28 protein-coding genes are annotated in these 22,983 nt (G+C 55.8%); 16 read left to right on the top strand and 12 right to left on the bottom strand.

What is annotated here, in order from left to right; translation table 11 throughout:
• Positions 1-16: 16 nt before the first annotated feature.
• The 3 genes from trxA (at position 17) to GAL_RS17590 (ending at position 1,137) form a co-directional block, all read left to right on the top strand.
• Positions 17-337 (top strand): thioredoxin, encoded by a 321-nt coding sequence (trxA, locus tag GAL_RS17600; RefSeq protein ID WP_024098906.1) that lies wholly within the window; start codon positions 17-19, stop codon positions 335-337.
• Positions 338-428: 91 nt separating this feature from the next.
• Complete coding sequence (locus GAL_RS17595) at positions 429-779, top strand: Lin0512 family protein (RefSeq protein ID WP_024098905.1); 351 nt, start codon at positions 429-431, stop codon at positions 777-779.
• On the top strand, positions 772-1,137 hold the full coding sequence (locus GAL_RS17590; protein WP_024098904.1) for a Lin0512 family protein: 366 nt from the start codon (positions 772-774) through the stop codon (positions 1,135-1,137). The genes GAL_RS17595 and GAL_RS17590 overlap by 8 nt, the downstream gene beginning before the upstream one ends.
• 79 nt (positions 1,138-1,216) lie before the next feature.
• Here the strand turns inward: GAL_RS17590 and GAL_RS17585 are convergent, their stop codons facing one another.
• A complete protein-coding gene (locus GAL_RS17585; RefSeq protein WP_024098903.1) occupies positions 1,217-1,411 on the bottom strand; it encodes a DUF1127 domain-containing protein in 195 nt (64 codons plus the stop codon).
• Positions 1,412-1,746: 335 nt separating this feature from the next.
• Between GAL_RS17585 and hslV the strand changes: the two genes are divergently transcribed.
• From hslV to GAL_RS17565, 4 genes are all read left to right on the top strand, one after another.
• Positions 1,747-2,310: an ATP-dependent protease subunit HslV gene (gene hslV, locus GAL_RS17580; RefSeq protein ID WP_024098902.1), complete on the top strand. Its 564-nt coding sequence runs from the start codon at positions 1,747-1,749 to the stop codon at positions 2,308-2,310.
• Position 2,311: 1 nt separating this feature from the next.
• Positions 2,312-3,382: a hypothetical protein gene (locus GAL_RS17575; protein ID WP_024098901.1), complete on the top strand. Its 1,071-nt coding sequence runs from the start codon at positions 2,312-2,314 to the stop codon at positions 3,380-3,382.
• Positions 3,383-3,394: 12 nt separating this feature from the next.
• Positions 3,395-4,705 carry an ATP-dependent protease ATPase subunit HslU gene (gene hslU / locus GAL_RS17570; RefSeq protein ID WP_024098900.1) on the top strand — a complete coding sequence of 437 codons (1,311 nt, stop codon included), beginning with the start codon at positions 3,395-3,397 and terminating at the stop codon, positions 4,703-4,705.
• Between the two features lie 85 nt (positions 4,706-4,790).
• Positions 4,791-5,936, top strand: a complete 1,146-nt coding sequence (locus GAL_RS17565) for an alpha/beta hydrolase (protein WP_024098899.1) — start codon at positions 4,791-4,793, stop codon at positions 5,934-5,936.
• Between the two features lie 21 nt (positions 5,937-5,957).
• Here the strand turns inward: GAL_RS17565 and GAL_RS17560 are convergent, their stop codons facing one another.
• From GAL_RS17560 to GAL_RS17550, 3 genes are read right to left on the bottom strand one after another with little or no spacing between them, the layout of a single operon-like run.
• Complete coding sequence (locus tag GAL_RS17560; RefSeq protein ID WP_024098898.1) at positions 5,958-6,560, bottom strand: Smr/MutS family protein; 603 nt, start codon at positions 6,558-6,560, stop codon at positions 5,958-5,960.
• On the bottom strand, positions 6,560-7,615 hold the full coding sequence (gene mltA, locus GAL_RS17555; protein ID WP_040104303.1) for a murein transglycosylase A: 1,056 nt from the start codon (positions 7,613-7,615) through the stop codon (positions 6,560-6,562). The genes GAL_RS17560 and mltA overlap by 1 nt, the downstream gene beginning before the upstream one ends.
• On the bottom strand, positions 7,612-8,268 hold the full coding sequence (locus GAL_RS17550) for a Tim44/TimA family putative adaptor protein (protein WP_014876404.1): 657 nt from the start codon (positions 8,266-8,268) through the stop codon (positions 7,612-7,614). The genes mltA and GAL_RS17550 overlap by 4 nt, the downstream gene beginning before the upstream one ends.
• A 115-nt stretch (positions 8,269-8,383) precedes the next feature.
• Between GAL_RS17550 and GAL_RS17545 the strand changes: the two genes are divergently transcribed.
• Together GAL_RS17545 and secB are read left to right on the top strand one after the other, a co-directional pair.
• Positions 8,384-8,890, top strand: coding sequence for an FxsA family protein (locus GAL_RS17545; RefSeq protein ID WP_024098896.1), 507 nt, complete (start codon positions 8,384-8,386; stop codon positions 8,888-8,890).
• 79 nt (positions 8,891-8,969) lie between these two features.
• Positions 8,970-9,464 carry a protein-export chaperone SecB gene (secB, locus tag GAL_RS17540; protein ID WP_024098895.1) on the top strand — a complete coding sequence of 165 codons (495 nt, stop codon included), beginning with the start codon at positions 8,970-8,972 and terminating at the stop codon, positions 9,462-9,464.
• A gap of 76 nt (positions 9,465-9,540) precedes the next feature.
• Here secB and dnaQ read toward each other — a convergent pair whose 3' ends face one another.
• From dnaQ to GAL_RS17520, 4 genes are read right to left on the bottom strand one after another with little or no spacing between them, the layout of a single operon-like run.
• The gene (dnaQ, locus tag GAL_RS17535) at positions 9,541-10,278 is read right to left on the bottom strand and encodes a DNA polymerase III subunit epsilon (RefSeq protein ID WP_024098894.1); all 738 of its coding nucleotides are present in this window, start codon (positions 10,276-10,278) and stop codon (positions 9,541-9,543) included.
• Positions 10,271-10,864 carry a dephospho-CoA kinase gene (gene coaE / locus GAL_RS17530; protein ID WP_024098893.1) on the bottom strand — a complete coding sequence of 198 codons (594 nt, stop codon included), beginning with the start codon at positions 10,862-10,864 and terminating at the stop codon, positions 10,271-10,273. The genes dnaQ and coaE overlap by 8 nt, the downstream gene beginning before the upstream one ends.
• Positions 10,861-11,694, bottom strand: a complete 834-nt coding sequence (locus tag GAL_RS17525) for a shikimate dehydrogenase (protein ID WP_024098892.1) — start codon at positions 11,692-11,694, stop codon at positions 10,861-10,863. The genes coaE and GAL_RS17525 overlap by 4 nt, the downstream gene beginning before the upstream one ends.
• Entirely contained in the window at positions 11,691-12,290 is a 600-nt protein-coding gene (locus GAL_RS17520) for a Maf family protein (RefSeq protein ID WP_024098891.1), read from the bottom strand. The genes GAL_RS17525 and GAL_RS17520 overlap by 4 nt, the downstream gene beginning before the upstream one ends.
• Positions 12,291-12,695: 405 nt before the next feature.
• Between GAL_RS17520 and GAL_RS17515 the strand changes: the two genes are divergently transcribed.
• The 7 genes from GAL_RS17515 (at position 12,696) to GAL_RS17485 (ending at position 20,096) form a co-directional block, all read left to right on the top strand.
• Positions 12,696-13,151, top strand: coding sequence for a CopD family protein (locus GAL_RS17515; RefSeq protein WP_024098890.1), 456 nt, complete (start codon positions 12,696-12,698; stop codon positions 13,149-13,151).
• A 129-nt stretch (positions 13,152-13,280) separates the two neighbouring features.
• The gene (gene rho, locus GAL_RS17510) at positions 13,281-14,552 is read left to right on the top strand and encodes a transcription termination factor Rho (protein ID WP_040104304.1); all 1,272 of its coding nucleotides are present in this window, start codon (positions 13,281-13,283) and stop codon (positions 14,550-14,552) included.
• 32 nt (positions 14,553-14,584) lie between these two features.
• Complete coding sequence (mnmE, locus tag GAL_RS17505) at positions 14,585-15,877, top strand: tRNA uridine-5-carboxymethylaminomethyl(34) synthesis GTPase MnmE (RefSeq protein ID WP_024098888.1); 1,293 nt, start codon at positions 14,585-14,587, stop codon at positions 15,875-15,877.
• A 12-nt stretch (positions 15,878-15,889) separates the two neighbouring features.
• The gene (gene mnmG / locus GAL_RS17500; RefSeq protein ID WP_040104327.1) at positions 15,890-17,773 is read left to right on the top strand and encodes a tRNA uridine-5-carboxymethylaminomethyl(34) synthesis enzyme MnmG; all 1,884 of its coding nucleotides are present in this window, start codon (positions 15,890-15,892) and stop codon (positions 17,771-17,773) included.
• Complete coding sequence (gene rsmG, locus GAL_RS17495; RefSeq protein ID WP_024098886.1) at positions 17,766-18,380, top strand: 16S rRNA (guanine(527)-N(7))-methyltransferase RsmG; 615 nt, start codon at positions 17,766-17,768, stop codon at positions 18,378-18,380. The genes mnmG and rsmG overlap by 8 nt, the downstream gene beginning before the upstream one ends.
• Complete coding sequence (locus GAL_RS17490; RefSeq protein ID WP_024098885.1) at positions 18,373-19,182, top strand: ParA family protein; 810 nt, start codon at positions 18,373-18,375, stop codon at positions 19,180-19,182. The genes rsmG and GAL_RS17490 overlap by 8 nt, the downstream gene beginning before the upstream one ends.
• 20 nt (positions 19,183-19,202) lie before the next feature.
• Entirely contained in the window at positions 19,203-20,096 is an 894-nt protein-coding gene (locus GAL_RS17485) for a ParB/RepB/Spo0J family partition protein (protein ID WP_024098884.1), read from the top strand.
• Here the strand turns inward: GAL_RS17485 and GAL_RS17480 are convergent.
• The 4 genes from GAL_RS17480 to rph are packed head-to-tail and all read right to left on the bottom strand — an operon-like array spanning position 20,086 to position 22,914.
• Positions 20,086-20,439: a YbaN family protein gene (locus GAL_RS17480; protein WP_024098883.1), complete on the bottom strand. Its 354-nt coding sequence runs from the start codon at positions 20,437-20,439 to the stop codon at positions 20,086-20,088. The genes GAL_RS17485 and GAL_RS17480 overlap by 11 nt on opposite strands.
• Before the next feature lie 3 nt (positions 20,440-20,442).
• Positions 20,443-21,597 (bottom strand): radical SAM family heme chaperone HemW, encoded by a 1,155-nt coding sequence (gene hemW / locus GAL_RS17475; protein ID WP_024098882.1) that lies wholly within the window; start codon positions 21,595-21,597, stop codon positions 20,443-20,445.
• Positions 21,590-22,204: an RdgB/HAM1 family non-canonical purine NTP pyrophosphatase gene (rdgB, locus tag GAL_RS17470; protein WP_024098881.1), complete on the bottom strand. Its 615-nt coding sequence runs from the start codon at positions 22,202-22,204 to the stop codon at positions 21,590-21,592. Before rdgB ends, hemW begins: the two co-directional genes overlap by 8 nt.
• Complete coding sequence (rph, locus tag GAL_RS17465) at positions 22,201-22,914, bottom strand: ribonuclease PH (RefSeq protein ID WP_024098880.1); 714 nt, start codon at positions 22,912-22,914, stop codon at positions 22,201-22,203. Before rph ends, rdgB begins: the two co-directional genes overlap by 4 nt.
• Between the last annotated feature and the right edge of the window lie 69 nt (positions 22,915-22,983).

Below are 22,983 nucleotides of genomic sequence, written 5' to 3'. Positions count from 1 at the left end.
TTAGGGAGACATTCCAATGTCCACCGTCGCCGTAACCGATGCCACTTTCGATGCCGAAGTGAAGAATTCCGAAGTCCCCGTCGTGGTGGATTTCTGGGCCGAATGGTGCGGTCCCTGCAAACAGATTGGCCCCGCTCTGGAAGAGCTGGCGGCTGAATACGGCGATAAGGTCAAGATCGCCAAGGTCGATGTCGACAGCAACCCCAACGCAGCTTCGGCCATGGGTGTACGCGGCATTCCTGCACTGTTCATTTTCAAGGACGGCGAGGTTGTTTCCAACCGCTCTGGTGCTGCCCCCAAAGCGGCACTGCAAAGCTGGATCGACGACTCGATCTGATCCGGTTGCAGAGACCGAGATATCAGAAGGCGTCCCACTGGGGCGCCTTTTTTATAGGCCGCATTCTGGGCCACAGAACAGGGGAGATCCAATGGCTGAAACACGGGTATTGGTAGAGTTCGGGATGGGGACGTCGCTGCGGCGCCAGGACTATACCGAAGCCGCAAAGCGAGCGATCAAGGATGCGCTTTGGCACAACTCAGTCAATGTTGCCGAACTGTTCGATTTTCCAAAATCCGCCATGCGCATCCGTGCTGAAATCGGCGTGCAAAACCCAGACGCCATCGACCACGACGCGCTCAGCGCGGTCTTTCCCTATGGCACAGCGGAGATTCATGTGACCAAGGGGGGCCTCGATATCGATAAACCCGGTACTGGCCACACGGTGATCGCCAATGCAGCCATCATCGTCTCATTTGATATGGAGCCGACAGATGACTGAGAAACGCATTATTCTGGAAATGGGCACCGGCAATGATCTTTATGGGCAGGATTACACCAAGGCGGCCCGCCGCGCGGTGCAGGATGCGCTGCACCACTCCTCGATCACACTCTTTGCGAAATTGGGTATTGATCACACTGAAATGCGTGTCGAGGTCACAATCGGTGTTCAGGAGCCTGACAAGGTGGATTGCGATCTGGTCGCGGGCGATCTGCCACGTGGACGCGCCACCGTGCGGGCGGTTTTTGGCGGATTGAATGTGGATGATCATGCGGACGGCGGCAAACATGTGGTTGCCACAGCTGCGGTAGAAGCTTGGCTACCGGATCAGGCAGGGCGCTATAGGTTGCGATCCTGATCGCAAAACAGGCTCTGACAAAATAAAAAGCCGCCCTGAAAGGAGCGGCCAAATCATCTTGGTACTGAGGAATCTGCCCTCAGATCTTTGCGATATCCGCGCGGGTCAGGCCGATGTCTTCCAGCTGCGTATCGGTCAGCTCGGACAGGGCGTTACGAGTGTCGCGTGCTTCTTTCCACGCCAGGATCGAAGACTTGGCGTTGAAGACTGCGTCCACCAGGCGGAGTACGGTCACTGCACCGATCGGCGCATGGATGTTTGCTGTGGTAGCCATTTGCGCATTCCTTATGAGAACCAGCCGACACCGTGTCGGTTGTGAGCCTCATGTAGGGTGGGCTGCCGAGTCTCACAATTGCCGGTTCGACAGCCCCGAATTGCAGTTTTTGCATAGCATGTTTTTTAGGCAACCTGCCCGCGTAACGGGCGCAAGGCTCTTCTCAGCCATCCTCGGCGAGCGGTCTTCGCTTACTCGACAGGACCTTGTCAGATGGTTCGGCGCAAGGCGAGGGAGGTGGCTATTCACTTGATCCCCGGCCCCCGCAACGGATAGCACCCGGTTGAGGTATAAATGACCAGTGCCCATATAGGCCTGGAAACGAGGAGAACATGATGGCAGACGATCAATTTCCGGGCTGGCACGGCACCACGATCATTGGCGTAAAAAAAGACGGCGAAGTCGTCATCGCTGGCGACGGGCAGGTGTCCCTTGGCCAAACCGTGATCAAGGGCTCTGCCCGCAAAGTGCGCCGCCTGTCGCCCGGTGGATTTGATGTCGTGGCGGGGTTTGCCGGCTCTACCGCCGATGCCTTCACTCTGCTGGAACGGCTGGAGGCGAAACTGGAGGCCACTCCCGGGCAGCTCGCCCGCGCCAGTGTCGAGCTGGCCAAGGACTGGCGCACTGACAAATACCTGCAAAAACTGGAGGCGATGCTGATCGTGACCGACGGGGCGGATATGTTCGTGATCACCGGCGCCGGCGATGTGCTGGAACCCGAACATGACGTCGCCGCCATCGGATCAGGCGGCAACTTCGCGCTGGCGGCCGCACGCGGCATGATGGACAGTGATCGCAACGCCGAGGCCGTTGCCCGGGATGCCATGGCGATTGCCGCTGATATCTGCGTCTATACCAACGGTCGTTTGACAGTTGAAAGCATCAGCCAGAAGGACTGACATGAGCCATATCGATCAAAACGATATTCGCGCAGCGGTTGGCTCAGGTCTGTTGAGCGAGTCACAGGCTGCCTCTCTCATGGCCTTGGCACATAGCCGACGGGGGGCGCGTGAAAATCTCGCTCCCGGTGATGAACCCTTTGAGCTGTTCAAAGGGTTCAACGAGATTTTCATTGTCATCGGTTTGATCATCCTGGCCACCGGATGGGCCGCTGTAACCGGCATTTCCATGACCGAAGGGTTGGGGGGGCTGGTTCAAAAGGCGACCATGTCCTCCTTGGTTGGGGCCGTGGTTTTATGGGTGCTGAGTGAGTATTTCATCCGCCGCCGCCGCATGGTCGCGCCGGCGATTGCGCTCTCGATCCTTTGGACCCTGAATGCCGGCGTCGGGCTTTCGGCGGAATATTCGCAGGTGTTCATGGTCGCGCAGGGTGACTATTCCAGTCTGCCGCTGGCTGTTGCACTGACCACCCTCTCAATTGCGGTCTACTGGCTGCGGTTTCGCGTCCCCTTTGCGATGGCGCTGATCGCGCTTGGCGTGTTCACGCTGGCCCTGATGCTGGCCGCAAATCAATCGGGCAGCCTAACCGGCATGAGTGATCTGTTTCTGCTGTCAGCCTCTGGCCCCTTTGCCTGGGTAACCCTGCTGGTTGGCGTCGGTGTCTTTGCGGTGGCGATGCTGTTTGACCTGAGCGATCCGCACCGGGTCACCCGGCGCTCTGCTCAGGGGTTCTGGCTGCACGTGGTGGCCGCGCCGGCGTTGGTCAATACCATCGCTCTCAGCCTTCTGGACAACGGCACATCCAGCGCCAATCTGGCGCTGATGGCTGTGCTCCTCACCTTCGCGCTGGTTGCGATCATCATCGACCGGCGGTCATTTCTGATTGCTGCGATCGGTTACAGCGTTACCTTGGCAGCCACGGTCTTCGACGGAGACGGCGCCGCCACTACCATTCTCGTGCTGGGCCTGTTCCTGGTGATCCTAGGTGCCTTCTGGGCACGGATCCGGGCCTTGCTGATTTCCCCTCTCTCACGGGTGTTGCCGCTGGACCGGCTGCCGCCTGCTCACTGAAACGGACCTCTCATGACTGACCTCACCCCTCGCGAAATCGTCTCTGAACTGGATCGCTTCATCATTGGCCAGACCGATGCAAAACGCGCTGTTGCCGTCGCCCTGCGCAATCGCTGGCGCCGCAAGCAGCTGGGCGATGATCTGCGCGACGAAGTCTACCCCAAGAATATTCTCATGATCGGGCCCACCGGTGTCGGCAAGACAGAGATCTCTCGTCGGCTTGCAAAACTGGCCCGCGCGCCCTTTATCAAGGTGGAAGCCACCAAATTCACCGAGGTCGGCTATGTCGGTCGCGATGTGGAGCAGATCATCCGGGATCTGGTGGATATTGCCATTGTTCAAACGCGCGAACACATGCGCGACGATGTGAAGACAAAGGCCCGCCAGGCTGCTGAAGAACGGGTGATTGATGCCATCGCCGGCACCGACGCACGTGATGCCACCCGCGATATGTTCCGCAAGAAGCTGAAAGCCGGCGAGCTGGATGATACCATCATCGAGCTGGATGTCTCAGACAGCTCCAACCCGATGGGGGGCATGTTCGAAATCCCCGGTCAGCCGGGTGGCAACATGGGCATGATGAATCTCGGTGACCTCTTCGGGAAAGCGATGGGCGGACGCACCACGCGCAAGAAGATGACTGTTGCTGACAGCTATGATGTGCTGATCGGCGAAGAGGCGGACAAGCTCCTAGACGACGAAACCGTGACCAAGGCGGCGCTTGAGTCAGTTGAACAGAATGGCATCGTGTTTCTCGATGAAATCGACAAGGTCTGCACCCGTCAAGACGCGCGTGGCGGCGACGTCAGCCGCGAAGGGGTCCAGCGCGATCTGCTGCCCCTGATTGAAGGCACCACCGTGTCGACCAAACACGGTCCGGTCAAAACCGACCATATCCTGTTTATCGCTTCGGGTGCGTTTCATATCGCCAAACCGTCAGATCTGCTGCCCGAACTGCAGGGCCGCCTGCCGATCCGCGTCAATCTGCGCGCGCTCAGCGAGGAGGATTTTGTACGTATCCTCACCGAGACGGACAATGCTCTGACGCTGCAATATACTGCTCTGCTGGGTACTGAGGAGGTGACTGTCAGCTTCACCGATGACGGGATCGCATCGCTGGCAAAGATTGCAGCTGAGGTCAATCAGACCGTTGAGAACATCGGCGCACGGCGTCTTTATACGGTGATTGAACGAGTGTTCGAGGAACTGTCGTTCAGCGCGCCGGATCGTTCAGGTGAAACAGTCACTGTGGATGCCGCATTTGTCCGCAAGAACTTGGGTGAGCTGACCAAATCCGCAGATGTCAGCCGATATGTGCTCTAATCGTCGCTAGGGCATCTGCGCAATCAGTGGACATGGCGGTGGGCGCCCAGTAGCCTGCCGCCATTGTCAATTGGTGGTCCGAAACATGCGTTTTTCACGAGTCCTTTCCCGTCTTTGCATCGTGTTGATTGTTGCAGCTGGCTGCACTGACAGATCCTTTACCCCAACCGTTCCCGGCGCGTTGGAGGTTGGCAAAGCAAAAACCATATTCGGCGCAACCACTCGTGAGCCGCTGCCCAACGGCACCTTTGGCCCAGAACGATCTGATACCCTGCGCCTGCTGGAGCTAACGGTGTCGATCCCGCCCAGTCATTCGCCAGGACAGTTGGATTTTGCCTATGCCGAACCCAACCCCGAAACCCAGTTCACCATGGCGGGCCGGCAAAGGCTCGGTGGGATGGCTGAGCTGAACCGCCGGATCGCTCAGGACCTGTCAGCATATCCTGTCGGGGAACGTGACATCACTGTTTTTGTACATGGGTTCAACTCAACCCAGGCAGAGACTGCTTTCCGGGCCGCTCAGCTGACAAATGACATCGATATCCCCGGCGCCACGATCATTTATTCTTGGCCCAGTCAGGGCAATCCTCTGGGTTATGCCTACGACGGCGACAGCGTGCTATTTGCACGCGATGGCCTGGAGCAATTGCTGCGCAATCTGAAACCCGGTGTGTCCAACCGCGTGGTGCTGGTGGCACATTCCATGGGATCGCAGCTGGTGATGGAAACCATGCGCCAGATGGAGATCAAGACACCCGGCTGGAGCAGCAAAAACCTTGGAGCGGTGATCCTGATGTCGCCAGATCTGGATGTCGAAGTGTTCCGCAGCCAAATGCGCAGGATCGATCCGGTACCGCAGCCATTTGTCGTGATGGTCTCGCGTAAGGACAATGTGCTGAACCTGTCGCAACGCCTTCGTGGAACCCACAACCGAGGCCGGCTCGGCAATCTGAAATCATTGGATGACGTGTCTGAGCTGCCCATTGAGGTGGTCGATACAACCGCCTATGCCGATACTGCGGAATCCGGGCATTTTGTGGCCGCAACCTCGCCGGCGGTACTGTCTATCCTCAATTCAGCCCGCCAGACTGCGGCGGCCTTCGACCGAGAGGCGCTCTCGATCCAGCGCCTGTTCCCCGGTCGACTGGTCGTCGACAAAGAGGAGAACGCCGTCGAGATCACGCTGTCGGAAAACTATCAAGCAAATGTCTATCGCGGCGAAGATCGCTGACCCAAGCGCCTTGAACCGATCTTAGCGGTGGCGGCGCAGATAGACGTAATACGCCCCGCCACCGCCATGGCTGACATGAGCCGGCGTCACCTGAAGCACCACCTGCGACAGTGGCGGCAGGGACAGCCACTGCGGTACCTGATGCCGCAACACGCCACGGGGAATCGGCATTGGGCCGGGTTCGTCGCGATCCTTCCCCTTGCCGGTGATCACCAGCACCAGCCGCTTGCCGGCAGAATGCGCTGACAGGACAAAGCCAACCAGCGCCGGATGGGCGGAATCAACCCGCATTCCATGCAGATCCAACTTACCCTCGGGCTTCAGTTTGCCGCGTTTCATCTTGCGGTAGGCCTTGCCGTCCATCTGCATTGGCGCAGCGATCAGACCGCTGGTGACACTGGGCTTCAGATCATGCCTGGCCGGCTTTGATCCAGCCTTGGACCCCAACTCGAACAGCTCTGGCGTGAACCGCTCTTGCGGCGGAAGGGGCGATTTTGTCGGCTTTGGTTTTGGCAAATGGCCAGTGGCAGGAGCAGTTCGTGTTTTCGGATGTAGCCGTTCCGCCTGTTTGGCGACGCGGTGCCAGAGATCGATTTCCTCAGATGTCAGTTTGCGGCGGGTCATCAGTAATCCCCCGGCAACAACGCATAGGCACGCTGAATCGGCAGAAGCACCACCATACGGCCGGGATCCCGCAGCTTGCCGGCCTCAATCCCTGCTTCATCGCCGCTGCCAAAGAACACATCAGCCCGCTGCGCGCCCTTGATCGCTGATCCGGTATCCTGCGCAATCATCAGGCGGCGCATCGGCTTCGCGCCGTCTTTTTCCAACCAGACCGGTGCCCCCAGCGGCGTGAAACGTGGATCGACTGCCAAACTGCGTAGGGTCGTCACTGAGCGGTTCATTGCCCCCAGCGGCCCCGCGGAGGCGGGAATGCGGCTCACCTCGCGGAAAAACACATACGAGGGGTTGTGCATTAGGAGGTCCTCGCCAGCGAGCGGATTGCGCCGCACCCAGCGTTTGATCACTGCGGCGCTGACCTGATGGATATTGTAGATACCGCGACGGACCAATTCGGTGCCGATAGACCGGTATTCATGGCCGTTTGCACCACCGTAGCCGACACGAATCGAAGACCCATCGGGCAGGCGAATTCGACCAGACCCCTGAATTTGCAGAAAAAACAGCTCCACCGGATCGTCGACCCAGGCGATTTCCAATCCGCGCCCCTCCATCACGCCGCTTGTCAGAAGTTCACGCCGCGTCAGCCACTGGCTGATCTTACGTGCCTCCGGCGGCTGGCGATAAACTGGATACCGATAGCGCGAGCTGGGCCGGCGCGCACCCGAAAGTTCGGGTTCAAAATAGCCGGTGAACAGCGCCGGCGCGCCGTCTTCAATCAAGACTGGGCGAAAGAACAGCTGAAAAAAGCCACGTGCAGCTTCGGGGTTTTGCTCGTTGGCCAAGGCGCAGAGCGCGCGCCAGTCGGGATCATTCAGATCCCGGCAGGTCTGTAGAAATGCACCCAACGCCGCTTTGTGATCATCCTCGGCCCATCCCTCCAGCTGAGAGAACGACAGCATGGTGTAGCTGGTTTCCGCCTGTCCGCCCTGCGGAAACAAATATGCGCCAGCTCCAAGAGCCAGCGCACAGAGTGCCCGCCGGAGCCCACGCATCATGCGTCCGTAGCGACCAGATGCCAGTTCGGGTCCGCGCTGCCCATGGTGCGGCCAAAGACCCAAGTATCTTTCTGGCGTTTCACGGCCTTGGGATCACCCTCAACAATATCCCCGCCACGATCACGTACAACCGAAGTCAACTCAGCGACAAACCGCATCGTGATCTGTGCATCGCCAGTCGCCGGATCAAAGCTGGTGTCGGTCAATGTGGTCTCGCGGACACCGATAAATTCCGCCTCAATCGTCAGCCCCTGATCCTCGCGATGAGCCACTGCAGTGACAAAGCTGTCAAAGACGTCGGGCGCGAGGAAAGCTTCAATATCATCCAGCTCGCCGCGTTCAAAGGCCATGAGGATCATCTCATATGCGCCACGGGCGCCCTGCACGAAATCGCGCACCTCAAAGGATGGTTCGGCCTTTTTCATCGCAGCAAGATCGCTGGCCTGGGGGCTGTCCTCGGGGACGTAGTCAACGATGTCGTGATCCGGCCCGCCTTCGATCACCTCAAGTTCGGGGCGTCGATTCTGGCGATCAGCCTGTGGCACGGCAGGTTTTTCAAACCCTTCACGGGTGCCCAATACGCTCTTCAGGCGCAGGATCAAAAACACGGCAATACCGGCCAAAACCAACAGCTGAATCACGGGCGACTCCATAACAACCTCTACGGTAGATGTTCATGCTTCGTTTGAAACTAAAGCGTTCCAACCTTATGTAGGTGACGGGCCGGCGCAAGTCCACCGTCCCGCGCAAGTTCTGAGGAAACCTAGCATGTATCTCTTTCTCGCCTTTCTGATGGTTCCGATCATTGAAATCGCACTTTTTATTCAAGTCGGTGGCGCGATCGGCCTCTGGCCAACGCTGGCCATCGTGGTGCTGACGGCCGTGCTGGGAACCTGGCTGGTTCGGACGCAGGGGCGGTTGGCCCTCGGCCAGCTTCGTGCCTCTTTCGAACAGCTGAACGACCCCACCGAGCCGCTGGCGCATGGTGCCATGATCCTGGTGGCCGGTGCCCTGCTGCTTACGCCCGGTTTTTTCACAGACGCGGTTGGCTTCACCCTTCTGGTCCCGCAGATACGTATTGCCGTTTATCGCTACCTCCGCTCAAAAGTGACAGTGGCCCGGTTCCAGATGGGCCCTGGCAGCATGCACGGCCGCAGCTACCCTGGCGACAAATCCCCTAAACCGCAGGGCGATATCATTGATGCTGACTATGAAGACGTCAGCAAGGACCGACCGCGAAAAGGCCCCTCCGGCTGGGTTGACGGGCAGGGCTAGCCGGGAGGCGTGACACCCCCGTTGAGGTACCGCCGCCAAGCTGATAAGCACGGGAAAAACATAGTTTAGGAGTAGCTTCATGGCCGAAAACGGCGCAACAGAAGGCGTGCAGCAGCCGCAAGTCCAGATGAATATCCTGGGCCAGTTCATCCGTGATATGTCGTTCGAAAACGTCATGGCACAAAAAGGCGTTGGCGCCGACGTTCAGCCCGATGTCAGCGTGCAGGTTGCCCTTGATGCAAAGAAGCGTCAGGCGGAAAACCAGTATGAGGTGATGACCAAACTGAACATCGAATCCAAGGACAAAGAAGGCAACGTCGTCCTCTTCGTTCTGGAACTGGAATATGTCGGGATTTTCAACATCTCCGGCATTCCCGAAGATCAGCTGCATCCGTTCCTGCTGATCGAATGCCCGCGTATGCTCTTCCCGTTCCTGCGTCGCATCGTGTCCGACATCACCCGCGACGGTGGTTTCCCGCCGCTGAACCTCGATAATATCGATTTCGTTGCGATCTACCGCAACGAACTGGCGCGCCGTCAGCAGGCCGAGGCCGCAGAACAGCCTCAGCAGTAACGTCTCGCCAAATTCGAATATGAAAAACGCCGCTGTTTTCAGCGGCGTTTTTGCATTCAGGACCTAGGGTCAGGGATCAGCTACCGGCGCCGTTCCACAGGGCGTCATCCCCCATTTTTGCAACAAAATTGGCATGTGCCTCCTGTTCCTGCTCTGTCAACCGCGACGGCAGCGGGGAGGGCCGGGCGGTCGGGCGCCAGTCATCAGTCACCGTCGCCCCGCTGCTGGCCTTGTCATTGGAGGTTGAAAGGCCAAAATCAGGCTGCCGCCCCCCGATCAGTTCCAGATAAACATCAGCCAGGATTTCGGAATCGAGCAAAGCGCCATGCAGTGTTCGGTTGCTGTTGTCGATATTGAAGCGGCGGCAGAGCGCATCCAGCGTCGCCGGCGAGCCAGGAAAGCGTTTGCGGGCAATCGCCAGCGTATCAACCGCCTGTTCCATCGGCAGCTTTGGCAATCCCATCCAATCTAGCTCCGCATTGAGGAACTTCATATCGAAGGCGGCATTGTGGATCACCATTTTGGAATCCCGGACGAAATCCAGAAATTTCTGCCCCACTTTCGCGAACACGGGCTTGTCGCGCAATGTGACCGCACCCGGACCGGGTTGCTGTGGCGGCTCCAGAAGATCCGGCCCGATACCGTGAACCTTAAACGCGTCCTGCGGCATGGAGCGCTGAGGATTAATATAGACGTGAAATGTCTCACCCGTTGGCATGTGATTGAGCAATTCGACTGCACCGATTTCAACAATCCGGTCACCGGAGAACGGATCAAAGCCGGTGGTTTCTGTATCAAGAACGATTTCACGCATCTGCGATCTGCCTTCTAATTTGTGCGAGGATGGACCGCACCTGCGCCTGGGCGTGGTCTGGGGTGTCGGTCTCGATCAGATAATCGGCCCGCGCTTTCTTGTCCTCTATCGGCATCTGTTTTTGCAGGATTTGTTCAAACTGCTCAACCGTCATCGTCTGGCGCGCCAGGACCCGCTGGCGCTGGGTCTCGGCATCGATCCAGACACAGGCGACGGCATCCATTCCTGCGTCACCGCCGGTTTCAAACAGCAGCGGAATATCAAACACCAGAACATCATGCGACGACGACGTTTTGAAAGCCTCGCGGTCAGCCGCGACAAGAGGGTGTACGATCGTCTCAATCCGGGGCAGGGCACTGCCATCGCCGGCGATGATGTCACGCAAGCGACCCCGGTCAACCCGTCCTTCGATAACGGCCGCTGGCCATACATCCCCAATGGGGGCAACCGCTGCCCCGCCCACATCATAAAGACGGTGAACCGCAGCATCCGCGTCCCAGACTGCGCAGCCTTCGTCGGCAAAGATTTGCGCAGTTGCGCTTTTGCCCATACCGATGGACCCGGTTAGCCCTAACGCATAGCTCATGCCAATGCGGCCTCTCGCGTGGCGGCGTCTACCTCGGGTCGTTTGCCAAACCAGCGTTCAAATCCTGGTACCGCCTGATGCAACAGCATTCCAAGACCATCAACGGTGGTACAGCCAATATCTTCGGCCCATTGTAACATGTCCGTTTTCAGCGGTGTGTAGACCAGATCCGTGACAACAGTGCTGGAGCGCAGCCCATCCAAGGGCACACGCAGGCGTGGCTTTCCGACCATCCCAAGAGAGGTCGTATTCACCAAGAGTGCAGCCTGTTCGATCACATTGCCAACCTGTACCCAGTCAACCACCTGAATGCGAGAGCCAAACTCACTGCGGAACTGGTCCGCCCGCTCTCGTGTTCGGTTGCTCAACAGAATCTCTGGTACGCCTGCCTCAAGCAGCGAAGCGATCACCGCGCGACTGGCGCCGCCGGCCCCAAATACAACGGCTGGACCGGTGACAGGATCCCAGTCCGGCGCAGCCTGGTGCAGATTGGTAATAAACCCGTAGCCATCTGTGTTGTCAGCAAGAATTGAGCCATCAGGACGGAAGATCAGCGTGTTGGCCGCACCAATCAATGTCGCACGATCTGTCACCTGATCGGCGATCTCCATGATCTGTTCCTTGTGCGGGATGGTGATGTTGGCCCCGACAAACCCCATCTTGGGCAAATTGCGGACAACCTCCTCCAACTGATCAGGTTCGACATGCAGAGGCACATAGTGGCCAGCAATGCCATAAGTCCGGAGCCAATGGCCGTGCACCAATGGCGATCGGGAATGGGCCACCGGGCTGCCGATCACACCAGCCAGCGGAATCCGAGTATCATTCATTGCTCAATCACTCCCTGAAGGGCCAGATAGTTCAGCAGTTCCAACAACGGTAATCCAAGCACGTTGAAATAGTCTCCCTCGATGGCGCTGAACAATCGAACCCCTTCTTCCTCCAACTTATATCCGCCAACGGCATGCTGAATGCTGTCCCAGTTTCGCGCAACATAACTGCGCAGATATGCATCCGAACTGGACCGCATCCTAAGCCGCACTTGGCCGATATGCCGCCATAGCGGCTCATTGTCGCGATAGATGACCGCAGCGGACAATAACATATGTCGCTTACCCCGCATCATCTTCAGCTGAGCAAAGGCGTCATCCGAATCTTTTGGTTTTGATAACAATTTTCCATCAAACTCGAGGACCTGATCACAGCCCAACACCAGGGCACCGGGGAACTTGGCGCTGACCTTGCGCGCCTTCGCCTCTGCCAGCGTATCGGAGATATCACGCGGCGTGGCTTCCTCAGCCAGAAGCGCCGCTTTGATCGCCGCTTCGTCGATACGGGCCGCGGCGACCTCAAACGGAACGCCAGCCTGCCGCAGCAGCTGGGCGCGTATCTGCGATCCGGACGCCAGAACGATGTGGGTAGACATGTGGAAAACCCCGTGGGCAAGAGTGTGGTGAGCTTAGGATGGTTTGTATGAAATTTCGGCCATTTCGCAAGCCGTGGAGAACCTCAAAATCCCCATTTGCTTGCCGGCAGATTCGCCCTGAGAGGATAGGGATAACTTTGAAATCGTGGATATCTCAGTTACTCCGATTTCACCCCAAGTTTATCCCCACGACGAAACCCCAAAATGAACGTGATATTTCTCATATTTTTATAGCCTGCCGGCAAGAGGCATCATGTCGCTGGGGGTAAAGCTGGTAAGTTATCCCAAGCGGGGATAAGCCGGTGGACGAGTCAGTTATCCACCGTTTTTAGGGTGCACTACTAAAACATCATCCTTTTAAAATACTTATATTTTAAGGGGAGAGAGGGAACCGAGAGGCCAACCATGGACCTGAGCGATCTGCTCTTTGAAATTTACCCCTACGCCAAATCTCTGCACATCATGGCAGTGATTAGCTGGATGGCAGGTCTGTTCTACCTCCCGAGGCTTTTCGTCTATCACGTGGAGCAGGCAGAGAAGGTGCCAGACAGTCTTCCCATCTTTGTCATGATGGAGGAGAAGTTGCTCCGCATCATCATGAAGCCCGCTATGTACGTTAGCTGGGCTGCAGGGCTGTTAATGGTACTCACGCCGGGGTTGGTCGACTGGACTAGTCTTTGGCCCTGGACGAAGGGCCTGAGCGTCCTGGGGATGACCTGGTTTCACCACTGGCTATTGATCCGTCACCGTGACTTCGCAAATGGGAAGAACACCCGCAGTGGTCGCAGCTATAGAATGATGAACGAAGTCCCGACACTGCTGATGGTGGTCATCGTGGTATCCGTCATCTTCAAGTTCTGAGCGGGGATTTGACTCAGCAGGGTGGAGCCCTTATGTATGCGGCTAACGGGCCCGTCCGGGCACTCGTGTCTTCCTTATACCTATGACACCGCTCCCCAGATCTCAGGGGAGAATAAAGGCCGTATATATATGACCGTTCAATCCCTGAACCTTTCCGATCTTAAGGCCAAAAGCCCTAAGGACCTTCTGTCCATGGCCGAAGAGCTGGAGATCGAAAACGCCTCGACCATGCGCAAGGGCGAGATGATGTTCCAGATTCTGCGCGAACGTGCGGATGAGGGCTGGGAAATTGCCGGCGATGGTGTGCTTGAGGTTCTTCAAGATGGATTCGGTTTCCTGCGCTCGCCTGAAGCCAACTATCTGCCAGGTCCCGACGATATCTATGTTTCGCCCGATATGATCCGGCAATATGCGCTGCGGACCGGCGACACGGTCGAAGGGCAGATTAAATCGCCGCTGGAAAACGAACGGTATTTTGCGCTGACAAATGTCACCAAAATCAACTTTGAAGAGCCGGAGAAGGCCCGTCACAAGATCGCTTTTGACAACCTGACACCGCTCTATCCGGATGAGCGCCTGAAGATGGAGATCGAAGATCCAACCATCAAGGATCGCTCTGCTCGCGTGATCGATTTGGTCTCCCCGATTGGTAAAGGTCAGCGTTCCCTGATCGTGGCACCGCCACGGACCGGTAAGACAGTGATCCTTCAGAATATCGCGCATTCCATCGCGAAGAATCATCCGGAATGCTATCTGATCGTCCTGCTGATTGATGAACGTCCGGAAGAAGTCACTGACATGCAGCGGTCGGTCAATGGTGAGGTTGTCTCTTCGACATTCGACGAACCGGCGACCCGGCACGTTGCGGTGTCCGAGATGGTGATCGAAAAAGCCAAGCGCTTGGTGGAACACAAACGAGATGTTGTGATTCTTCTGGACTCAATCACAAGACTTGGTAGGGCATTCAACACTGTGGTGCCGTCCTCCGGTAAAGTTTTGACTGGTGGTGTCGATGCAAATGCACTTCAACGCCCCAAACGGTTCTTTGGTGCAGCCCGGAATATCGAAGAAGGCGGTTCTCTGACCATCATCGCGACGGCTCTGATCGATACGGGTAGTCGGATGGATGAAGTGATCTTTGAAGAATTCAAAGGGACCGGTAACTCTGAAATCGTCCTGGACCGGAAGATCGCAGACAAACGCGTCTTCCCGGCTATCGATATCCTCAAATCGGGTACACGGAAAGAGGATCTGCTCGTCGACAAAGGCGATCTTGCCAAGACATTTGTGCTTCGCCGGATTCTGAATCCGATGGGTACTACAGACGCGATCGAGTTTCTTTTGTCTAAGTTAAAGCAAACAAAGACAAATTCTGAATTCTTCGACTCAATGAACACCTAATAGACCGGCCGGCACGAAAGGAAGGTCACCTGATGGACACGATCTTTGCGCTGGCCTCCGCCCAAGGGAAGGCCGGCGTTTCGGTTATTCGCCTCTCGGGCCCAAAGGCTATCAGCACCGCTTCTGTTATCAGTGGCGGTGCTTTGCCTTGTCCTGGTCGGGCGTTGCGCGTTCTGTCTGATCGCAGCGAAGCACCTATCGACGAAGCCTTGGTGCTTACATTCGTCGGCCCGAATAGCTTCACTGGTGAAGATACCGTTGAATTTCAGGTGCATGGCAGCACTTCAGTTGTCAGCGCTATGCTTGATCTTCTGGGTCAGTTTGAGGACGTGCGGCTGGCGGACCCAGGTGAGTTCACGCGCCGTGCTCTTGAAAATGGTAAGCTGGACCTCTCCCAGGTTGAGGCATTGGCGGATTTGATCGATGCAGAGACCGAGGCGCAGCGGGTTCAGGCACAGGCTGTGCTCGCCGGCGGGCTTTCTGACTTGGCCGAGCGCTGGCGAAAAGACCTTATTCGCGCTGCATCCCTGATCGAGGTGACGATTGACTTCGCTGACGAAGATGTCCCCGTAGATGTAACTGAGGAAGTCAAAGAGCTTTTGGCCGGTGTAACAGCGGATCTGGAACCTCAAATTTCCGGCGTGCAAATGGCCGAACGGATTCGCAGCGGTTTTGAGGTTGCAATCATCGGCGCGCCAAACGTTGGAAAGTCAACACTACTCAACGCTCTGGCCGGCCGCGAGGCTGCTATCACGTCGGAATATGCCGGTACGACCCGGGACGTGATCGAGGTAAGGATGGATTTGGCTGGACTGCCAGTCACTCTTCTTGATACCGCTGGCCTACGCGAGACTGACGATCATGTCGAAGGGATCGGCATCAAAATAGCGAAGAAACGTGCAGAGGCAGCAGACCTTCGCGTGTTTTTGACCAATGATCGAGATGCAATTGATATCGATATCCTTGAGGACGATATTGTTGTTACCCCAAAGGCGGATCTGATCGACAATGATGCTTCTGAAAAAGCGGTTTCCGGAAGAACAGGGCAGGGTATAGACCTGTTGATTACGGATATTGTCAATGTACTGCAAAGCAGAGCTGGTAAAGTAGGTATCGCAACTCGAGCACGACATCGAGAGACAATGAAGACGGCGTATAGCCGGCTTCAATCTGCATTAGATGTGCTAGCGCATGGTCCAGAGTTCTATGATGTCGCCGCTGAGGATATGCGCTCGGCTATTCGATCTCTAGAGATGCTGGTTGGCCGCGTAGGGGTGGAAAATCTGCTGGATGAAATTTTCTCCAGTTTTTGCTTAGGAAAGTAGGGAGTGTTTCACGTGAAACATCCAGATTACGATGTGATCGTTGTAGGTGGCGGCCACGCAGGGACGGAGGCAGCGCATGCTGCTGCCCGGATGGGCGTCAAGACGGCTCTCATCACTCTCACTAAGGACGGCATTGGTGTGATGTCTTGCAATCCGGCAATCGGTGGATTGGGTAAAGGTCACTTGGTTCGTGAGATTGATGCGCTGGACGGCGTTATGGGGCGTGTGGCTGATAAAGCTGGCATTCAATTCCGACTCCTCAATAGACGCAAAGGGCCGGCTGTGCAGGGCCCAAGGGCCCAGTCAGATCGGAAGATATATCGTCGTGAGATGCTATCTGAGACCGAAGCACAGCCTAATCTCGATATTGTCACCGGTGAAGTTATTGATTTCCTAATGACAGGAGATGTGATCCATGGCGTTCGTCTGGCTGATGACAGTGAAATTGCCAGCCGCGCTGTGATCCTGACATCTGGGACATTTCTGAGAGGTGTCATCCATATCGGTGACATATCTAAGCCTGGTGGGCGTATGGGAGATAAACCATCAGTCCGTCTCGCAGAACGGCTCGACAGTTTTGATCTACAACTTGGGCGACTGAAAACGGGCACGCCACCACGGCTGGATGGTCGTACCATTGCCTGGGAAAAGCTGGAGGGGCAGCCCGGAGATGATGACCCTACATTTTTCAGTTTCCTGACGGCATCTGTGTCGGCTCCTCAAGTTGTATGCGGCATTACACATACCAATACGCATACACATGATATTATCCGCGAGAACCTAGAAAGATCCGCTATGTACGGCGGGCATATCGACGGTGTCGGTCCGCGTTATTGTCCTTCGATTGAAGATAAGGTTGTTCGGTTCTCTGATAAGACAAGTCATCAGATTTTCCTAGAACCGGAGGGCGCGGAGGATCATACGGTTTATCCAAATGGGATTTCTACGAGTCTGCCACTGGATGTTCAAGAGCGCTATGTGCGTTCCATCGTTGGTTTGAAAGATGCTACTATCTTACAGCCAGGGTATGCCATTGAATATGACTATGTGGATCCACGCGCGCTCGGATTAGATTTGGCACTAAAATCTTATCGAGGCCTATATCTTGCGGGACAGATTAATGGCACCACAGGATATGAAGAGGCCGCGGCACAGGGGCTTGTCGCTGGATTGAATGCTGCGCGTTATTCAAAGGATATGGATCCAATCACATTTAGTCGTTCCGACAGCTACATTGGCGTGATGGTGGATGATCTTACAACAAATGGCGTGACCGAGCCGTATAGAATGTTCACCTCCCGAGCAGAATTCAGGCTATCGCTGCGTGCCGACAATGCTGATCAGCGGTTAACGAGCATTGGTATCGATCTAGGATGTGTTGGTGAGCTGCGCCGCGGGTATTTCTCTAAAAAAATGGAGAAGCTGGAAGATGCCAGATCCGTGATGAATGATCGCAAGTTCACCCCAAAGGAAATCAATGAAGTTGGTATTTCAGTTAACCAGGATGGAAACAGGCGGACCGCAACTGATGTACTGGCGTTTCCTGACGTGGTGTTCGAGGATATCTTGCGCCTACTTCCCGATCTTGAGACTTGCGAAGACCCTATTCGTCGTCAAATCGAGCGAGATGCCCTGTACGCGAACTACATCATCCGCCAGAAACGTGAGATCGAGGCTCTGAAGCGGGATGAAGGTTATCGTATTCCTGAAGATTTTTCTTACAGTTTTGAGGGTCTGTCGAATGAATTGCGTGGAAAACTTGAGAAATCTCGGCCAGAAACACTCGCTCAAGCCGGTAGAGTTGATGGTATGACGCCGGCGGCGCTTGCGCTGATATTGGCAAGATTACGCCGTGGCACTGCTACCAGCGATGGGAAGACAGCGCGAAATGGCTGAAATAAAAATTGGAGAGACGTATGTTTCACGTGAAACATACGAGCGTCTTAAACACTACGAAACTCTCGTCAAAAAGTGGTCGCCTAAAATCAACCTCATTGCAAAGTCTACATTGTCCGACATTTGGGACCGCCATATTGTTGATTCTATACAGATCTGCGAAGAGGTGGTTTTTCCGCAGACATGGCTCGACATTGGGAGTGGCGGTGGCTTTCCAGGTGTTGTTGTTGCAATTCTCGCAGCCGAGCGTGCGCCGGATTGCGCAATTACTCTGATCGAAAGTGATCAGCGTAAGTGTGCATTTCTTCGTACAGCAATTCGAGAATGCGGGGCGAAGGCAACAGTGATGTCGAAGCGTATCGAACAGGTTCCACCGATGGCTGCTGATATGATCTCAGCACGTGCGTTGGCTGATCTCACAACGTTACTGGGCTTCGCTGAGAGGCATCTTAAACCGGAGGGCACTGCTCTGTTTTCCAAAGGAATACAGTGGAAAAAAGAAGTGGATAACGCGCGGAGCCAATGGCAATTCGACCTGAAATCCACTAGTAGTTGGACTGAACCCGAGGCGGTTATATTAGAAATCAGGGGAGTGACGCGTGTCTGATTTGTCCCGGCCGGCTGGGCCTCGAATTATTGCAGTGGCCAATCAAAAGGGTGGGGTTGGTAAAACAACAACCGCAATCAACTTAGCGGCAGCTTTGGTTGAAACTGGGTATCGGGTCCTTGTTGTCGACCTGGATCCGCAAGGCAATGCCTCAACGGGTCTTGGAATCGAAGCGACAGATCGCACCCGCACAACCTATGATCTTCTTGTAGATGATGTTGCTTTGAATGACGTCATTCGCGAGACGGAGATCGAAGATCTTTGCATTATTCCGGCGACGGTTGATCTGAGTTCTGCGGATATTGAACTGTTTACAAATGAAAAGCGTAGCTTCCTACTGCACGATGCGTTACGTCAGTCTGCGATGGATGATTACGACTGGGATTATGTTCTGATCGATTGCCCACCATCGCTGAACCTATTGACTGTCAACGCGATGGTTGCTTCCCATTCTGTGTTGGTCCCATTACAGAGCGAATTTTTTGCACTTGAGGGGGTCTCACAACTGATGCTCACGATCCGTGAGGTGCGTCAGACAGCAAACCCGAATCTTCGGATTGAGGGGATTGTTCTGACGATGTACGACCGGCGGAATAACCTGTCTCAGCAGGTGGAGCAGGATGCTCGCGGGCATCTGGGGGAATTGGTCTTTGAAACGAAGATTCCTCGAAATGTACGTGTTAGCGAGGCGCCGTCTTATGCGTTGCCGGTGTTGAACTACGACACGAACTCGCTTGGGGCGAATGCGTATCGCGCCCTTGCAGAAGAACTGATTGCGAGACATCAGAAACTCGCAGCCTAACCACAGCTGGAGGCGCAGTAATGTCAGAAAAGAAAAATAAACCCAGAGGATTGGGACGAGGCTTGTCAGCTCTAATGGCGGATGTGAACCCGGAACCTGTTAGCACAGAAAAACAGGCAGTCAGAAGCACCGAAGTCATGGTGCCTATCGAGAAAATTAATGCGAACCCAGATCAGCCGCGTCGGCAGTTTCTGCAAGAAGATCTGGATGATCTAACTGCATCGATCCGGGAAAAGGGGGTTCTTCAGCCCCTTATCGTGCGGCCGCGTCCAGGCGGTCTGTATGAGATCGTCGCCGGCGAACGCCGTTGGCGTGCTGCGCAAGGGGCGCAATTACACGAAGTGCCGGTCATTATTCGGGACTATTCCGATGTTGAGATGATGGAAGTCGCCATTATCGAGAACATTCAACGCTCTGATCTCAACGCGATGGAAGAGGCGCAGAGCTATAAACAACTGATGGACAAATTTGGCCATACACAAGAGAAAATGGCAGAGGCGCTCGGTAAGAGCCGGAGCCATATCGCCAATCTGGTCCGACTGCTGCATCTTCCAGATGATGTACAGTCTTTGGTTCAAGAGCGTCGCCTCTCAGCTGGTCATGCCCGTGCTCTTATCACGTCAGATAATGCGTCAGATTTGGCGAAGAAAATTGTTAAAGGTGGTCTGTCAGTACGTGCCACTGAGGCGTTGGTGAAAAAGGATGCTGCCGGCCTGCAAGTCGTAACAGCGCGTTCGGCAAAGAAAACAGCCGAGAAAGATGCGGATACGCGCGCCTTGGAAGCAGATCTCTCAGCCGCGCTGCGTATGAAAGTGTCGATTGATCATCGTGCTGGTGGTGAAAGTGGCGTTCTTTCGATCAGCTATGCATCTTTGGATGAGTTGGATGATCTTTGCGGGCGTCTTAGCCGTTAGGGCGTGACCAGATGAATATCATCACTGCGCTAAGTGTGATGGCCTGAATGATCAGGACGTGACTTGGTGCTGAGAAAATAACCGACAAACCGAACACGGCGGCAATTGAGAAGGTTGCCGCCTTTTTTGCGGCAGGTCGGATGGCGCCTCGCTCATGCCAATCCTGGATCATCGGGCCAAACAGTCGATGGTTTATGATCCAGTCGTGCAGCCGTTCCGAAGAATTGGCAAAGAAAAAACTTGCGAGCAGCAAGAATGGAACCGTCGGTAAGAGAGGAAGGGCGACCCCGACGAGCGCTAACCCAACACATAGAAGCCCAAGCGCGGCGTAGAGAAGTCGCATAAGTTACTCCACCAGTAGATCGCGAAGTACGGCATTTAGCACCGCACGACCGGCGTCAGTTGCCTGAATCCGATTTCCAGAAAGCTTTACCATGCCGATTTCGCAAAGATTGGATATGCGGTCGGAAGAGAGGCGACGACCTGAAATGGCGCGGTAGCGATCTAAATCGAGCCCCTCAACCAATCTCATCCCCATCATGAGGTATTCAGCACTAGCATCTTCGGAGGTAAGTGGTATTCGCGAAGACTCACCGGTGTGGCTTTCTGCAGCTGCCAGCCAGGCGCCAGGTTGCAGATAGGTTTCCGTGGCGTACCGGGTACCGTCCAGAGTCAGGCGCCCATGCGCTCCTGGTCCGATACCAATGTAATCGCCATAGCGCCAATAGATCAGATTGTGCCGCGACTCCGCGCCGGGGCGAGCGTGGTTGGAGACCTCATAGGCGGGCAGGCCATGCTTGTCGCAGATGTCCTGTGTGGCGAGGTACATATCAGCGGCGTTGTCGTCGGTTGGAAGATCGCGCAACTTGCCCCGTGCGTATCGATCGCCGAACGCTGTGCCTTCCTCAATGGTCAATTGATAGAGGGACAGGTGGTCAATCGCCATGGACAAGGCTTGGTTAAGTTCCTGCTGCCAGCAGGCCAGGGTTTGCCCCTGACGCGCGTAGATCAGGTCGAAACTGACTCTATCAAAGCAGTTCCGAGCCACATCAAAGGCCTTTTGTGCCTCAGAAACGCTGTGCATCCGCCCCAGACGGCGCAGGTCATTGTCGTTAAGCGCCTGAATACCCATAGAAATTCGGTTGACGCCAGCATCCCGGTATCCCGTAAAGCGACCTGCCTCGACTGAGGTCGGGTTTGCTTCAAGAGAGATCTCTATGTCATTGGAAAAAGGCCATATTTCCCGAGCGGTTTCAACAATTGTGGCCACAGTATCGGGATGCATCAGGGAGGGTGTCCCACCCCCGAAAAAAATCGTATTCAGAACGCGACCAGATAGAGACGGGGCCGCGCGCAGCATTTCTGCCCGATAGGCTGCAGCCCACCTGCTTTGGTCGATCTGAGCGGTGACATGACTGTTGAAATCGCAATAGGGGCATTTGGCCTGACAGAAGGGCCAATGCACATAGAGACCAAACCCCCCGTTGCGCCAATCATCCACCGAAACACGCCTCGACGAATTTTGCGACGGCCTGACCGCGATGGCTGATCTTGTTTTTGGCCCAACGATCCATTTCAGCACAGGTTTGATCATGTCCGTCTGGCTGGAACATTGGATCATAGCCAAACCCATCCTTGCCACGAATAGGCCAAACCAGCTGGCCGGGCATCACGCCTTCGAATACCTCATCGTGACCATCGGGCCAGGCGAGAACAAGCGTGCAGCGAAATTGGGCAAGGCGGGGGTGGGCTGCGCCCTTGGCTTCCAGTTCATTATGGGCGCGGGTCATGGCCATCATGAAATCGCGGCCATCACCGGTTTCTGCCCAGTCAGCGGTGTAAACGCCGGGGGCGCCATCTAGCGCATCAATGGTGATCCCGGAATCATCGGAGAGGGCCGGTAAACCAGTCGCCGTAGCGGCGGCATGGGCTTTGATCCGGGCATTCCCGACGAATGTATCTTCGGTTTCGGCAGGTTCAGGAAGCTCCATCTCGCCGGCGCCGATGACACTCACGCCAAAGGGGTGGAGAAGATGTTTCATCTCCTCCAGCTTGCCCTTGTTATGGGTGGCGACCAGCAGCCGGTCCCCGACAAATTTGCGGGTCATGCGCAGGCTGCCTTCTGCAGTTCTGCCAGTTCGGCGGTGCCCTTGGTTGCGAGATCCATCAGCGTGTTCATTTGATCGCGGCTGAACATGGAACCCTCAGCAGACATCTGCACTTCGATGAGTTGGCCGGAACCTGTCATGATGAAGTTGCCATCGACGCCGGCTTCGGAATCCTCCGGGTAGTCCAGATCCAGTACAGGCTGACCTGCGTAGATACCGCAGGAAACTGCAGCCACAGGATCAACGAGTGGATCAATCTTGACCTCGCCGGTTTTCATCAACTTGTTCACTGCAAGGCGCAGGGCGACCCAGCCGCCGGTGATGGAGGCACAGCGGGTGCCGCCGTCGGCCTGCAGCACATCACAGTCGATGCTGATCTGGCGCTCGCCGAGTGCGACGCGGTCGACGCCGGCGCGCAGTGCGCGCCCGATAAGTCGCTGAATTTCTACCGTGCGACCGCCCTGTTTGCCCATCGCGGCTTCGCGGCGCATACGGGTATTGGTCGCGCGGGGCAGCATACCGTATTCAGCGGTCACCCAACCGAGACCTGAGCCTTTGATGAACGGCGGCACACGATCCTCAATAGTGGCGGTGCAGAGCACATGGGTATCGCCCATCTTGATCAGGCAAGATCCCTCAGCGTGTTTGGTGAAACCGGTTTCGATGGAAACGGCGCGCATTTGGTTTAGGTCTCGTCCGGAGGGTCGCATGGGTCATCCTTTGTTTGATTACCCATCGGGATAGCGTCCGCAGGGTTGGCGATGCAAGCATGATTGACC

This window comes from Phaeobacter gallaeciensis DSM 26640 (genome assembly GCF_000511385.1).
GTDB classification, from domain to species: Bacteria; Pseudomonadota; Alphaproteobacteria; order Rhodobacterales; family Rhodobacteraceae; genus Phaeobacter; species Phaeobacter gallaeciensis.
The sequence above is the reverse complement of the archived record's forward strand: the minus strand, read 5'-3'. Positions and strand labels throughout refer to the sequence as shown.